Genomic DNA, 14,933 nt, shown 5'->3' with positions numbered 1-14,933 from the left:
TTATTTGCTCTCCAGCGCCGTCAGCTGCCACACCATCCGGCTGTGATAGAGCTCCTTGTTGAGTTCGGGATGGTCGGTGAGGGGATAAATGACCCAGAGCGGCCCCTTGTTGCGCAGGGTCAGCGCCTTGCCATCCTGCTTCTCGGCCACCAGCACCGGGTACTTCTCCCCGTCTTCCAGCGGCAGTGCGGCCCAGTATTCATTGACCGCGAGGGCCTTGACCTCCTGGCTCTTGAGACCGTAGATCCTGACCAGGTCCCGCAGCAACACCCCGCGATAGAGGTGCTCCCCCTCGGTCCAGGGCGTCCCCGTCTTAACCTCCGTCTGCGGCAAGGCCTCAAACTCGGCACGAGTCAGCACCACCTCCCCCTTGCCATTGCAGCACCCCGCCCCCGCAATTCTGAAGAAGGGCTCCTCCGCCAACACCATACCCGACACAAGCCATCCAGATATCAGCAACACCTTGCCAAGCCACTTGCCCATCACGCACCTCCCTGTCATACGGTTTATTTATTCATCTCACTCTGCTGACTCATATGCAAACAACAGAATGCACCTTCAGACCAAAGTCGCAGTCGTTTGCAACCAGCAACTATCTCTGCGCCTTCCAAAAGTACCCAATCGCTTCCCAAAGAATGACACCAGGCGCCACCCCCAGGCAAATGGATTGCACCATTTTTCTTTTCACTGGCTCCTCATAAAGCCAGGTGCCCGCCACGGCCGGAAAAAGGTGACAGTCTTCGCTACGCATCTGAAAAACAGACACAAAAAAGGCCGCTCCATGGAGCGGCCTTCTCATCAGTGCAGTCAGGGTTTAGCTGTCGCGGCGCTTGTTGCCACCGAATTTGCGACCCTTGTCGAAACCGCCTTCACGGCGATCCTTGTTGAAGGGACGGTCACCCTGGGGACGGCGATCCTTGTTGAAAGGACGGTCGCCACGGAACGGACGATCACCACGGGGCGGACGGGGAGCAGTGTTGCCGCCGGCCGGCACTTCGGTGTAACGGGTGATCTGCAGCGGACGCTGGCAGACACGGGCCTTCTTGATCACTTCCAGCACCTCGGCGCTCATGCCCTTGGGCAGATCGACGGTGGAGAAGTCATCGGCGATGTCGATGTTGCCGATGAAGCGGCTCTCGATGTTCGCCTCGTTGGCGATGGCACCCACGATCTGGCCCGGCTTGACGCCGTGATGGGCGCCCACGTCGACGCGGTAGCGCTCCATCTCCACGTCCGGGTTGTCTTTCAGCGGACGCGGTTCGAGGGACGGCATGCGACGGGCCGGACGATCGCCACGGTCACCGAAGTCACGACCGCCACGGTCGTTGAACTCACGACGCTCAAAGCCACCGCGATCGTTGCCAGCGTTGAACACCGGATCCGGAATGGAGTCATCCAGCAGCAGCGGTTGATCGCCCTGTACCAGCTTGGCCAGTGCGGCAGCCAGCTCCAGCGGATCGGCAGAGTCTTCTTCGATCAGCTCGTTCACCAGGTTGTGGTAGATCTCGAGCTCTTCACCCATCATGGTTTCGCGGATGCGCTCCTTGAACTTGGCCAGACGGTGCTGGTTGATGTCCTCGGTGCTCGGCATCTTCATCGGTTCGATGGCCTGACGGGTGGCGTGCTCGATGGCGCGCAGCATGCGGCGCTCGCGCGGTGCCACGAACAGGATGGCTTCGCCCTTGCGACCGGCACGGCCGGTACGGCCGATACGGTGAACGTAGGATTCGGTGTCGTAGGGAATGTCGTAGTTCACCACGTGGGTGATGCGCTCAACGTCCAGACCGCGGGCGACCACGTCGGTGGCGATCAGAATGTCCAGCTGGCCCTGACGCAGCTTGTCAACGGTACGCTCACGCAGCTTCTGAGGGATGTCACCGTGCAGCGCTTCACAGGCGTGACCACGGGCAGCCAGCTTGCCTGCCAGCTCTTCGGCGGCGTTCTTGGTACGCACGAACACCAGCAGGGCTTCGTAGGATTCCACTTCCAGCAGGCGGGTCATGGCGTCAAGCTTGTGCAGACCGGTCACCTGCCAGTAACGCTGACGAATAGTGGTGGCTGTCGCGGTCTTGGAGGCGATCTTGATCTCTTTGGGCTGCTTCAGGTGCTTCTGGGCAACACGACGGATCTGCTCCGGCATGGTGGCGGAGAACAGGGCAACCTGACGACCGGCCGGGCACTGATCCATGATCCAGTCCACGTCGTCGATGAAGCCCATGCGCAGCATTTCGTCCGCTTCATCCAGCACCAGGGCTTTCAGACCGGAGAGGTCCAGGTTCTTGCGACGGATCAGGTCCATCACGCGGCCCGGGGTACCCACGACAACCTGGGCACCGCGGCGCAGGGCGCGGGTCTGGGTTTCGTAGGAGGCGCCGCCGTAGATGGGCAGCACGTGGAAATCGGGCATGTGGTGGGCATAGCGTTGGCACGCCTCTGCCACCTGCAGGGCCAGTTCACGGGTCGGGGCCAGCACAAGGATCTGGGTGTTGCGGTTACCAGCTTCCAGACGAGACAACAGAGGCAAGGCAAAAGCAGCGGTCTTCCCTGTACCGGTTTGTGCCTGCCCCAGCAGATCGTGTCCCGCCATCAGGTGGGGAATTGCTGCGGCCTGGATGGGGGACGGGCGCTCATAGCCCACGTCCTGCAGCGCTTTCAATACAGGCGCGGCCAGTCCAAGCTCACTAAAAAGGGGCAGTTGTTCGGTATCAGACATAGATTCTTCCAGATTAAGGCAGGCGGCTAACACCGCGGAATAGCAAAAAGGCGGCGATTATAGCGCCACTTTGTTCTGCTGTCTTGAAAAATGTGATAGGTGTCTCAAGACGTTGGCAATTATAGAGGGATCTCGCGACTATGGCTTGCTTATTTTTCACTCATGATGCGTTATTGCGGATCACGCTTCGCCAGAGTCCTTGTCCCGCTTGTGCTTGAGCACTGCCATGGTCAATCGGCTGGTGCACAATAAACGACCACGTTCATCGCGAATCTCGATCTGCCACACCTGAGTCGTCGCCCCCAGATGCAGCGGCGCGCAGCGCCCCGTCACCACCCCTTCCCGCTTGGCCCGTAAGTGATTGGCATTGACCTCCAGCCCCACGCAATAACTCTCCTCCCCCACCGCCATGTTGGCCGCAAGCGATCCCAGCGTTTCCGCCAGCACCACGGAGGCGCCGCCGTGCAGCATGCCGAGCGGCTGATGGGTGCGATGATCCACCGGCATGGTGGCCTCCAGCCAGTCGGGGCCAAAGGCGCTGTAGACGATGTCGAGGTGGGCCATCAGGGTGTTGCGGGAGCTGGCGTTGAGCCCCTCCAGGCTCATGGGTTTGCGCCAGATGGGGCTGCTTTCTTGACTCATGGTGAGCGGACTCCTTGCGTGATCAACGGGTTATCGCTGCGCTGTAGTGGCAAACCAGCAGTGTCGGCGAAAAAGGCGCAAAAAAAAAGATGCCCACGCCGGGGCATCTTGCATCGAGATTGATCCTCACCAGGGATAGGTCACCCCTGGCCACTCGGCCCAGGGGCCGTCCCGCCCCGGCAGGCGCGGCTCGGACCAGCGCCATACCTTGCCGAGCCAGGTGCGCAGTTCGGCCTCCAGTTCGGCATCGGTGAGCGGCGCCTCGGCCACCTTCCAGAAGAAGAGCTCCACCTGCACCTCCGGCAGCACCGACGGATAGAGGTAAACCCCGCCCCAGAAGCGGGGCTCCCTGTCCGGGCTCCAGAGGCCATAGGCAAAGGAGCGCTTGGCCAGAAACTCGGCGTGCTGCCACTCCAAGTCGGCCTCGTGCTGACTCAGGCTGAAATTGGCGGAGGGCCACACATCGTCCGGGCGAAACAGCTGATGGAGCTGCTCCCGCTCGCGCAGGATGGCGACAAACTCCACCACGGCCTGGGACGGCGTGGTGGGGAGCAACAGAAAATGCGGGTGCCGATAGGCCTTTGGCACCCGGAATCCCTTGGGAAAGTGGAGCATCAGAGCAGTTCCAGCAGGGCCTGCAGCGGATGCTTGAGCTTCTCCCCCTCCATCCGCTTGACCTGGCTGCGGCACGAATAACCGGTGGCCAGACAACGGGCTTGCGGCAGGCGAGCCAGGGGCTCGGCCCAGCTCAGACCGTAGATCCCCTTGGAGTTCTCCACCTGTTTGGCGTCGTGACCATAGGTGCCCGCCATGCCGCAGCAACCCACCGACACCGGCTGCAAACGTGCACCGAAGCGGCCGAACAGGGTGCTCCAATCACCGTGGGTGGTGGGCTTGGCGGTCTTCTCGGTGCAGTGGGCAAACAGATACCAGGGGTCGGTGCCAACCTCTTCCCGCAGCGGCAGCGCCTCGGCAGGCAGGGAGAGCAGCCACTCCTGGGGCAGCAGCACCTGGAAGTCACCGCGGGCGGGGCCGAGCGCCTTCACGTACTCGTCCCGGTAGCAGAGCACCAGAGAGGGGTCGACCCCCACCATGGGGATGCCGAGGGCCGCCACCTTGTTGAGGAACTGGGCGCTGCTGGCAGCAGTGCGGGCGAAGGCGCGCAGGAATCCCTTCACGTGCTGAGGCTTGCCGTTGGGTTTGAACGGCAGCAGGTAGGGCTGATAACCCAGCTTGCTGGCCAGCTTCACCAGGTCACGCACCACGGGGGCGTCGTAGTAGCTGGTGAAGGGATCCTGCACGATGAGCACCACTTTTTGGCGCTGCTCGGGGCTCATGGCCTCGAGGCCCGGCAGATCGAAATAGCGGGCGCGGTGATCCCGCAGCTCCTCGGCCAGGGTCGGCACGGAGAGCAGCGGCACATCCACCATGCCGATGCTCTTCTCGGTCGCCTTCTGGGCCCACTCTTTTTCGAGGAAGAAGTTGACCAGCTTGGGGGCCTTGGCCAGCAGGGGCGCATAGCTTTCTACCGTGCCCACGAAGTAATCCTTGGGGCCGCGCAGATATCGGCTGTGATAGAGCTGCATGAAGCGGGCGCGGAAGGTGGGCACATCCACCTTGATGGGGCACTGGCTGGTGCATGCCTTGCACGCAAGGCACCCCTCCATCGCCTCCATCACCTCGTGGGAGAAGTCATACTCGCCCCGGGCGCGGGCCACCGTATTGCGGAACTTGTCGACGATCTGCTTGAAGCGCAGACCCCCGCTTTGCAGCGCCACCTCTTCGGCAAGGGGATCGAAGCCCTGCTCCGACAACTGGCGCAGCCATTCACGCATCAGGCCAGCCCGCCCCTTGGGGGAGTGACGGCGGTCGCGGCTGATCTTGACCGAGGGGCACATGGGGGAGTCGGTCTCGAAGGTGAAGCAGAGGCCATTGCCGTTGCAATCGAGGGCCCGGGTATAGCTCTCGCGCACGGCAATCGGGATCTGGCGGTCGAACTTGCCGCGCTTGGGCCCGTCTACCGAGACAAGCGAAGCGCCGCTGCCATAAGGCATGCAGATCTTGCCCGGGTTGATGCGGTTGGCCGGATCGAACGCCCCCTTGACCCGTTGCAGCTCTTCCCACAGCTCGCCGAAGAAGGCGGGGCTGTATTCGGAGCGAAAGCCCTTGCCGTGCTCCCCCCACATCAGGCCGCCGTATTTGGCGGTGAGCGCCACCACCTGATCGGAGATGCGCCGCAGCAGCACCTCCTGCTCGGGATCGCACAAGTCCAGCGCCGGGCGCACGTGCAGCACCCCGGCGTCGACGTGGCCGAACATGCCGTAGTCAAGGCCATGGGCGTCCAGCAGGGCGCGAAACTCCATGATGAAGTCCGCCAGGGATTCCGGCGGCACGGCGGTGTCTTCGGTGAAGGCCACCGGCTTTTTGCGCCCCTCGGCGTTGCCGAGCAGCCCCACCGACTTCTTGCGCATGCCATAGATGGTCTCGATGCTCGGCAGGTGGTCGCACACCTGATAGCCAATGATCCCCGCCTCCCCCCTGGCCAGCAGGGCGTCGATGCGCCGGCACAGCTCGTCCACCTTGGCCTTGTGTTCGGCCTCGTCGGTATCGGCAAACTCGACGATGTTGAGCCCCTGCAGATCCTTGCCCGGCACATCCTGGATGAGATCCTTCACCGAGTGCCAGATGATGTCGGCGCGGGCCAGTCCCAGCACACGGGAGTCCACCGTCTCCACCGACAGGGCGTGGGCCTGTACCATAAAGGGGGCGTTTCTGAGCGCGGAGGGGAAGCTGTCGTACTTGACGTTGACGAGTGTGCGGTAGCGCGGGATGGGGGTGATGTTGAGCCGGGCTTCGGTGATGAAGCCCAAGGAGCCTTCCGAGCCGCACAGCACCCGGCTCACATCCAGAGTGTCGGTATCGGGCTGATAGAGGTGCTTGAGATCGTAACCGGTCAGAAAGCGGTTGAGCTTGGGGAAGGTGGCTTCGATGTCGGCGCGCCGCTCGCGGCCGATGCGATAGAGGGTGCGATAGATCTCCCCTTCACGGGTCTCGAGGGCCAGCTTGTCCGCCAGACGCTGGCCGGTCACCGGCTCGGTGGCCATGAGATCGCCGTTTTCCAGCACGGCCTTGAGGCCGAGCACGTGATCCGAGGTCTTGCCGTACACCAGCGACCCCTGCCCCGAGGCATCGGTGTTGACCATGCCCCCCAAAGTGGCCCGGTTGGAGGTGGAGAGATCCGGCGAGAAGAAGTAGCCGTGGGGCTTCAAATAGGCGTTGAGCTGGTCTTTGACCACCCCGGCCTGGGCCCGCACCCAGCCCTCTTCCAGATTAATTTCCATGATCTGGTTCATATGGCGCGAGAGATCGACGATAATGCCGCCGCCCAAGGATTGGCCATTGGTGCCGGTACCGCCGCCGCGAGGGAAGAAACTCAAGGTGGCGTACTCTGGCCCCTGGGCCAGCTTGAGCATCACCGCTATGTCATCCGCGCTGCGCGGATAGAGAACCGCCTGAGGTACGACCTGATAGACGCTGTTATCCGTCGCCATCGCCAACCGGCTTGCATAAGACTTTTCGATATCACCACGAAATGCTGATCGTGCCAGCAACTCAAGAAACTGCAGGGTTGTAGGTGACAAACTGTCCTGGTAATCGAGTCTCGGGATCATGAATCCTTGTTCCCATCCTTTGCTTGATGCCGGCATTCCGGCGACAACGACCGTTCGGACCTGCCTCTTTGCGGGTGTCCGAACCAGTCCGCTCACATGTGAACGGGCAGTATATCAGCTAGAAAACCGCTTGCGCGCGCAATCTTCACCATTTGAAAGGAGGACTTTTATGGCTCACTACAGCCATGTTATCAGTACGCTTATTCGCACCGAAAAACAGGCGCTGACCCTGTCGCTGTTTGGTTGCATCACCTTTGCCATTTTCGGGATCGGCTATGGTCTGTTCGTCGGTTCCAACGCCATCATGCTGGACGGCATCTTCACCCTGTTCAGCATGGGCATGACGGGCCTGGGGCTCATCACCGCCTACCTGGTTACCCGCCCCTCCGACGCCCGTTTCCAATACGGCTACGCCCATTTCGAACCCATCGCCAACGTCATCAACGGCGCCATCATTTTGCTGCTCTGCCTCGGTGCCCTCTATGGCGGCATCACCTCCCTGCTGGCGGGCGGACGGGAGATCGATCTCGGCCACGCCCTCATCTATGCCGTCGTCTCCACCTTCTTCTGCAGCATCCTCTATCTCATCGAGGCCGACGTGGCCGAGCGGGTCAACTCCGAGCTGGTGCGGGTGGACTCCAAGGAGTGGCTGGTGGATACCCTGCTCAGCGCCACCCTGCTCATCGGCTTTCTGGTCGCCATCGGGCTCGATACCCTGGGTTACGGCCACTACAACCGCTACATAGACCCCATGCTGGTCTCCCTGCTGGCCCTGTGCGCCACCCTCATCCCCATCAAGGTGCTCGGTCGCAACCTGCGGGAGGTGCTGAAGATCGCCCCCAAGGGAGAGGTCAAGCAGCGAGTCGAACACGAGATCGAGGCCCTGCGCCAGCGCCATGGCATCGAATGCTACAGCCACCTGGCAAAAAGCGGCCGCCGCTTCGATCTCGAGCTCAACATCCTGGTGGCCCCCGGCCAGGAGTGGCCCGTCGAGCGCCAGGATGCCCTGCGCCAGGAGCTCTGGTCCCGCCTCGGCGACACCCTGGGAGACGCCTGGCTGTCGGTCTGCTTCACCCGCGAGAAACGCTGGCTCTGACCCGGACTGCACGCTGAATGACGCGCGGGGCTGCGCAGCCCCGCGCGATGACTCATCCGGGATCCCCACTCCGGCGTTGGTTGTTCTGCACTTTTCTCCTGTGTCTCCCGCGTCTCCCGAGTCTCCCCGTGTTCTGCCCTCTGCGGGTGTGCTCAACGGACCTCTGGTCCCACGACATCCACCCGTGTTCCTCCCCCGCCAAAAACAAAAACGTTTGCCACCCCTGTTGGATCAAGATTTATTTTCATCCCATACCAAACAAATAAAAATTCGTTGCTAAAAGAAAGTGTCACCGCTATTTATTTGTGTGCAGGGAGGCGGTGATTGAATGCCAAAGAGGGAGTTGTTATTAACCGGAAAAATAAAATAACAAACATCGTATCATTATACAGTTGAGGCAATATCCATGAAAAACACAGTCATTGCTGTCATGACGCTGATCATGACCGGTGCGGCACAAGCTGCCATTCCCCAGTTGAATTATGAGTGCCCGGGCCAGATCCAGTTTCACAGCGATGAAGGGGGCCCCGTCTATATCAACGGCCAAGAGGCCAAGGTCAAGGAGTACGGTGAGGACTTCTTCGAGGTGAAGGGGTCAGGAGTCATTCTCTCCATCAGCAACATCAACGGGAAATACGACGTCTCTTACAACAGCAAGAATGGCTCCGGCGTCTGTCATCCCGTCTCCACCGCAGCCCCTGCTGCTGCGACTTCCCACAAGGCCAGTCCCGCAGAGAAAGCCTGTCTCAAGGCGGTCTCCGACAAGACAGACGTGGCACAACAGCAGCTCCAGGTGATCGACGTGATGGACTCGGAAGCCGGGGTTGGCGTCACCATCAAGGTGCCGGGTGCCGATGCCCCCTGGTCCTGTCTAAGCGACAAGAAGGGGCATGTTCAGGGCGCGGCCTATACCGGCAATTGACCTGACGACCAGGGTTAACGTCCCCTGAAACAACCCGTGTGAGCGCAAACGAGGAGGCCTGGACCTCCTTGCTTTTTATACGCTGAATATATGATCCATGTGAATTAGTTGGTGGCGAACAAGTTAAATTTAGAATAATAACTCCATATCAAACACCATAACCCCCTCTATTCCTTCTTTCTCCCATGACACAGCCGCAATATTTCCCCCTGAAACAAATTATTACAAAAATAATGGATATATATGAGCCTGATGAATCCGGTTGTTGGTATCAGATCGTTTATTTTCCTTGTTCAGCACCTATATTTGTGATCGTGTCAATGTGTTGCTCTTTTATCTCCAGTCAAACTTGGCTGCGCATCAATGCCCCTTTCCCTTGCCTCTCCCGTCGGCAATCCCCTCGTCGCGTCCCCCTGACAGCCCCTTGCCAAATGGCGGCGAGTCGTTATCATCAGGGCTCACTTTTGACCCGAGGTTTTATTGCCCATCATGGACAATCCCCGAAGTAGCCCTTCGTCTTTTCCCATCAAAGCCTATCTGTACCTGCTCAACCAACGCCTCTGAAGCGATCGTCTCCGTCACCACGGCCACGCCGTGACCACGATTCACTGCATCTGTCTTCATTGAGGTCAATCACATGGAATTCTTGCTGGACCCGTCAATCTGGGTCGGTCTGCTTACCCTGATCATCCTGGAAATCGTTCTCGGGATCGACAACCTGGTCTTCATCGCCATCCTGGTGAAAAAACTGCCCCCCGCCCAGCGGGACAAGGCGCGCATCATCGGTCTCTCCCTGGCCCTGCTGATGCGCCTGGGACTGCTCACCATCATGTCATGGCTGGTCACCCTCACGGCTCCTCTGCTGCACATCTGGGATCACCCCTTCTCCGGTCGGGATCTCATCCTGATGGGAGGCGGCCTCTTCCTGCTGTTCAAGGCCACCTCCGAGCTGCATGAGCGACTCGAGGCCAAGCCCGAGGAGCAAGGCGGCACCGGCGTCTATGCCGGGTTCGGGGTGGTGATCGCCCAGATCCTGGTGCTGGATGCGGTCTTCTCCCTGGACTCCATCATCACCGCCGTCGGCATGGTGGATCACCTCGGCGTCATGATGGCAGCCGTAACCATCGCCATGGTAGTGATGGTGCTCGCCTCCAAGCCCCTGACCCGCTTCGTCAACGCCCACCCCACTGTGGTGGTGCTCTGCCTGAGCTTCCTCTTGATGATCGGCTTCAGCCTGGTGGCGGAGGGCTTCGGCTTCCACATTCCGAAGGGCTACCTCTACGCGGCCATCGGCTTCTCGGTGCTCATCGAGTTCTTCAACCAGCTCGCCCAGCGCAGTGCCCTGCGCCATGAGGCGCGCCAGCCCCTGCGCGAGCGCACCACCGCCGCCATCTTCAAGCTGATGGGGGGGAACAAACGCTCAGCCCACCCGCAGGAGGACGAAGAAGAGGTGCAGGCTCAGCCCCTGCCCCCTGGTTTCGGTGAAGAGGAGCGTTACATGGTGAGCGGCGTGCTGTCGCTGGCCGAGCGTTCCATTCGCACCATCATGACCCCGCGCTCCGAGATGGAGTGGATCGACGTAAGCGACAGCGAGGACGAGATCCGCGCCCTGCTGCAACGGGCCCCCCACAGCCTGTTCCCGGTCTGTGACGGGGAGCTGGACGAGATCATCGGGGTGGTCAAGGCTCGGGATCTGCTGTTTGCCCTCAACGAGGGGCAATCCCTGGCAGCACTAGCCAGACAGAACGAGCCCGTCATCGTGCCCCAGACCATCAACGTGATCCGGCTGCTGGCGGAGCTGCGCCAGGCCAGGGGCAGCCTCATTCTGGTGGCGGACGAGTTTGGCGTCATCCAGGGGCTGGTCACCAACCACGATCTGCTGGAGGCCATCGTCGGCGAGCTGCCGGACGAGGACGAGACCCCCGATGTGGTGCGCGAGGGCGAGCATTGGCTCATCCACGGCACCACCAACATCCACCAGGTGGAGCAGGCCCTGAACTGCGACGGGCTGGTGAGCGAGAGCGACGAGTACGTGACCCTGGCGGGCATGTTGCTCTCCCACTTCGGCAGCCTGCCCGACGTCGGTCAGCAGTTGCACCTCGGCCAGTTCCGCTTCGAGGTCATGGCCGTGAGCGAGCGGCGCATCGAGCGAGTACGGGTTACCCCACTCTCCCCTTGATCATCGGCGGCAATCACAGCAAGAGAGGGCCCTTGGCCCTCTTTTTTCTGGCGCGAGCCCGGCCCCTCCCGGGCCATTGCTGCGATAACGGCAATTCTCTTCTGCAATACCCCCTCTTTTTCACAATAACAATCCCCTCTAGAGTCACCTCACTCCCAAAGATTGAGGAATCCATCATGCACCACGATCCCCTGTTCTGCCCCCTTCGCCTCGGCCAGCTGCACCTTGCCAACCGCATCGTCATGCCCCCCATGACTCGCTCCCGCGCCAGCCAGCCCGGGGACGTGGCCAACGCCATGATGGCGACCTACTACGCCCAGCGTGCCGGGGCCGGCCTCATCATCAGCGAAGGCACCCAGATAGATCCCCTGGGCAAGGGCTACGCCTGGACGCCGGGCATCCACAGCGCCGAGCAGGTGGCAGGCTGGAAGCAGGTAACAGACGCGGTCCACGCCGAGGGGGGCATCATGTTCGCCCAGCTCTGGCACGTGGGCCGGGTCACCCATCCTGACAACATCGGCGGCGCCCAGCCCCTCTCCTCCTCCGCCATCCAGGCCAAGGGAGTGAAGGTGTTCGTCGACAACGGCAGCGATGCCCCGGGGTTTGTGGAGACCGTCACCCCGCGCGCCATGGCCCAGGCCGACATCGACGCCGTGGTGGGGCAGTTTCGCCGGGCCGCCCGCAACGCCATGGAAGCGGGCTTTGACGGCATCGAGTTGCACGCCGCCAACGGCTACCTCATCAACCAGTTCCTCGACTCCGAGTCCAATACCCGCACCGACAGCTATGGCGGTTCGCTCGAAAACCGGCTGCGTTTCCTCAAAGAGGTGACCGAGGCGGTCTGTGACGAGATCGGTCCCGACCGGGTCGGGGTACGCCTTGCGCCACTCACCACCCTCAACGGCACCGTGGATGCCAACCCCCAGGAGACCTATCTGGCCGCCGCGCGCCTGCTGGGCAAGCTCGGCGTGGTCTATCTGCACGTCGCCGAAGCGGACTGGGACGACGCCCCCCTGATGGCGGAGAGCTTCAAGCAGGGGCTGCGCGACGCCTTCCCCAACACCCTCATCTACGCCGGCAAGTACGATGGGGAACGCGCCCGCGCCGCCATCGAGGCGGGCTGGGCCGACATGATTGGCTTCGGTCGCCCCTTCGTGGCCAACCCCGACTTGCCGAACCGCCTGCGCCACGGCCATCCGTTCGCCCCCCATGATCCCGCCACCCTGTTTGGCGGCGGCGAGAAAGGGCTGACGGACTACCCCGTCTATGGGGCAGAGCGGGCATAAGGCGGCTGGCGCCGAACCTCTTCCAGGGCGGGCCCTCCAACAGGGGGCTCGCCTTGTTGTCTTGCCAGTGCAACAGTAATTCAAGGCATTGTTACGCCATGTAATTCAATCAAGGCACCCACCCCTCTCATCCAAGGAGTCACCATGACCCATACCCAGGCCTGGTGCTGGCACGCCCCCGGCGAACCGGACCAGCTCACCCTCACCCGGCAGACGCTCCCCGCCCCCGGCCCCGACGAGGTCCTCGTCGCCAACCGGATCATCGCCTTCAATCCGGTGGACTGGAAACTCATCGAACAGGGTCATCCCCACTGGCAGCCAGGCCATGTGCCCGGCGTCGATGGCATGGGCACCCTGGTGGCACTGGGGGCCAATGTCACCCACCTGCGCCCCGGCACCCGGGTCGCCTATCACACCGACCTGCGCCACGGCGGCAGCTTTGCCCGCCACACCCTGGTGCCGGCTCGCGCCCTGATGCCGGTGCCCCATGCCCTGAGCGACGAGGCGGCCGCCGCGCTCCCCTGCCCCGGCCTCACCGCCTGGCAGGCGCTGGCCAAGCTGCCTCACCTGCACGGGGGGGCCCTGCTCATCACGGGGGCTGGCAGCAGTGTCGGCCGCTTCGCGGTGCAACTTGCCCTTAAGCAGGGGGCCCGCGTCTTTGCCAGCGCCAGCCCGCGCCACCACCAGTGGCTCAAACAGCTAGGCGTGCAGGGGGTGGCGGACTATCTGGATCCCGACTGGCTGGCCCAGTTGCAGGCCGCCAACGGCGGTGACCCCTTCGAGGGGATCATCGATCTGGTCTCCAGCCAGCAGGCAGAAGCCTTGCTGCCTGCCCTTGGCTATTACGGCCACATGGTGACGGTGCTCGGGCGCATCGCGCGCAACCCGCTGCCCGCCTTTAGCCATTGCCACTCGTTGCACGAGATTGCCCTCGGCGCCCAGCACGCCTTTGGCTCGGATAAACAGTGGAGCCGTCTGGTGGCGGCCGGTGTCGCCATGATGGCGCAGATGGCGAGCGGCGAGCTGACCCTGCCGCCGCTGGTGGTGGGCGACTTCGACGCCCTGCCCTCCCTGCTCACCCGCGTCAAGCAGGAGGGACAAGGGGAAAAGTATCTGGTGAGGGTGGGTTGATACCCGCCCAACGATGGCACAAAGAGGCCCGCCATGGCGGGCCTCCTGCATTCTAGGTGTGCAAAGCGGCCTGCTCAGTGCAGGCTCACCCCGTGCAGGGCGGCATGGAGGCGAATGTCCCGGGTCAGGCGCACCTTGTCCGCAAGGCTCAGCCAGCTCGCCTCCACGGCATTGAGACTGAGGCGGCACAGCTGCTCCTGGCTGGCGCCAAGCCCGTCGGCCAGGGCCTGGAAGTTGGCCCCCAGGTATCCCCCGAAATAGGCGGGATCGTCGGAGTTCACGGTGACGCAGAGCCCCTGCTCCAGCAGCATCAGCACATTGTGCTGGGCCATCTGGTCAAACACCCTGAGCCGCACGTTGGAGAGGGGGCAGACGGTGAGGGGCAGCCGTGTGTCGGCAAGATAGCTCAGCAGCGCGGGATCCTCGACGCAGCGCACCCCGTGATCGATACGCTGCACCCCGAGCTCCCGGATCGCCTGCCAGATGTAGTCCGCAGGTCCCTCCTCCCCCGCGTGGGCCACCACAGGCAACCCCAGCTCGCGGCAGCGAGCGAAGACCCGGGCAAACTTGCTGGGCGGGTTGCCCCGCTCCCCCGAATCGAGGCCGACCCCATGCAGGCGCGCCAGGTGCGGCATGGCCTCTGCCAGGGTGGCGAATGCCGCCTCTTCACTCAGGTGGCGCAGGAAGCTCATGATGAGCCGCCAGCTGATGCCAAAGGCTGCTTCCCCAGCCTGCAACGCCCGCTCGATACCCCCCAACACGGTGGCAAAAGGCACGCCGCGGGCGGTGTGGGTCTGGGGGTCGAAGAAGATCTCCACGTGCACCACGTGATCGGCAACGCAGCGCTCGAGATAGGCCCAGGTGAGGTCGAAGAAATCCTGTTCGTGGATGAGCACGCTGGCACCGAGGTAGTAGAGATCGAGGAAGGATTGCAGGCCGTCGAACTCATAGGCGGCGCGCAGGCTGCCAACATCGGGCCAGGGCAGCGCCACCCCGTTGCGCTGGCCGAGGGCGAACATCAGCTCGGGTTCGAGGGTCCCCTCGATATGCAGGTGCAGTTCCAGCTTGGGCAAGTCGGCAATTAAGTGCTCCATGATGACGGCTCCATCGTCAGACTCCGTGCGGGCACCACCGGGGCGGCGCCCTCCCTTCGCCTTCATTGTGCACCCATCTGGCCCGCCGGAGGAGACTTGTCATCAAAGGGCCTTATAATGGCGGCACAAAAACCATAACCGATTGAAGAGACGAACAGAGGGATGCCCTGTCCCCGCTCTTGCGCCCTACAAGGAGAAT

Annotated in this window: 11 protein-coding genes; 5 read left to right on the top strand and 6 right to left on the bottom strand. The window is 62.3% G+C overall.

Annotation, left to right across the window (positions count from 1 at the left end):
• The 5 genes from AB5Y53_RS04360 to AB5Y53_RS04340 form a co-directional block, all read right to left on the bottom strand.
• Positions 1-483: a molybdopterin-binding oxidoreductase gene (locus AB5Y53_RS04360; RefSeq protein WP_039038761.1), complete on the bottom strand. Its 483-nt coding sequence runs from the start codon at positions 481-483 to the stop codon at positions 1-3.
• A gap of 331 nt (positions 484-814) precedes the next feature.
• Entirely contained in the window at positions 815-2,713 is a 1,899-nt protein-coding gene (locus tag AB5Y53_RS04355) for a DEAD/DEAH box helicase (protein WP_029314717.1), read from the bottom strand.
• 180 nt (positions 2,714-2,893) lie between these two features.
• Positions 2,894-3,355 (bottom strand): hotdog fold thioesterase, encoded by a 462-nt coding sequence (locus tag AB5Y53_RS04350; RefSeq protein WP_043154944.1) that lies wholly within the window; start codon positions 3,353-3,355, stop codon positions 2,894-2,896.
• A gap of 126 nt (positions 3,356-3,481) precedes the next feature.
• Positions 3,482-3,970 carry a hypothetical protein gene (locus AB5Y53_RS04345; protein WP_368181206.1) on the bottom strand — a complete coding sequence of 163 codons (489 nt, stop codon included), beginning with the start codon at positions 3,968-3,970 and terminating at the stop codon, positions 3,482-3,484.
• Entirely contained in the window at positions 3,970-7,026 is a 3,057-nt protein-coding gene (locus AB5Y53_RS04340; protein WP_368181205.1) for an FAD-binding and (Fe-S)-binding domain-containing protein, read from the bottom strand. The genes AB5Y53_RS04345 and AB5Y53_RS04340 overlap by 1 nt, the downstream gene beginning before the upstream one ends.
• 169 nt (positions 7,027-7,195) lie before the next feature.
• On the opposite strand from AB5Y53_RS04340, the gene AB5Y53_RS04335 reads away from it, so the two are divergent.
• From AB5Y53_RS04335 to AB5Y53_RS04315, 5 genes are all read left to right on the top strand, one after another.
• Entirely contained in the window at positions 7,196-8,122 is a 927-nt protein-coding gene (locus tag AB5Y53_RS04335; protein WP_010675108.1) for a cation diffusion facilitator family transporter, read from the top strand.
• Between the two features lie 406 nt (positions 8,123-8,528).
• The gene (locus tag AB5Y53_RS04330) at positions 8,529-9,044 is read left to right on the top strand and encodes a hypothetical protein (RefSeq protein ID WP_191967279.1); all 516 of its coding nucleotides are present in this window, start codon (positions 8,529-8,531) and stop codon (positions 9,042-9,044) included.
• A gap of 637 nt (positions 9,045-9,681) precedes the next feature.
• On the top strand, positions 9,682-11,223 hold the full coding sequence (locus AB5Y53_RS04325) for a TerC family protein (RefSeq protein WP_045524375.1): 1,542 nt from the start codon (positions 9,682-9,684) through the stop codon (positions 11,221-11,223).
• 176 nt (positions 11,224-11,399) lie between these two features.
• Positions 11,400-12,509 carry an alkene reductase gene (locus AB5Y53_RS04320; protein ID WP_368181204.1) on the top strand — a complete coding sequence of 370 codons (1,110 nt, stop codon included), beginning with the start codon at positions 11,400-11,402 and terminating at the stop codon, positions 12,507-12,509.
• Between the two features lie 144 nt (positions 12,510-12,653).
• Positions 12,654-13,640, top strand: a complete 987-nt coding sequence (locus AB5Y53_RS04315; RefSeq protein WP_368181203.1) for a zinc-binding dehydrogenase — start codon at positions 12,654-12,656, stop codon at positions 13,638-13,640.
• A 74-nt stretch (positions 13,641-13,714) separates the two neighbouring features.
• On the opposite strand, the gene AB5Y53_RS04310 is transcribed toward AB5Y53_RS04315, so the two are convergent.
• Positions 13,715-14,734: an adenosine deaminase gene (locus AB5Y53_RS04310; protein WP_368181202.1), complete on the bottom strand. Its 1,020-nt coding sequence runs from the start codon at positions 14,732-14,734 to the stop codon at positions 13,715-13,717.
• Between the last annotated feature and the right edge of the window lie 199 nt (positions 14,735-14,933).

The sequence above is a fragment of the Aeromonas sp. R7-5 genome (assembly GCF_040908015.1).
Taxonomy (GTDB): Bacteria; Pseudomonadota; Gammaproteobacteria; order Enterobacterales; family Aeromonadaceae; genus Aeromonas; species Aeromonas caviae.
This window is presented reverse-complemented; position numbering and strand designations above follow the sequence as displayed.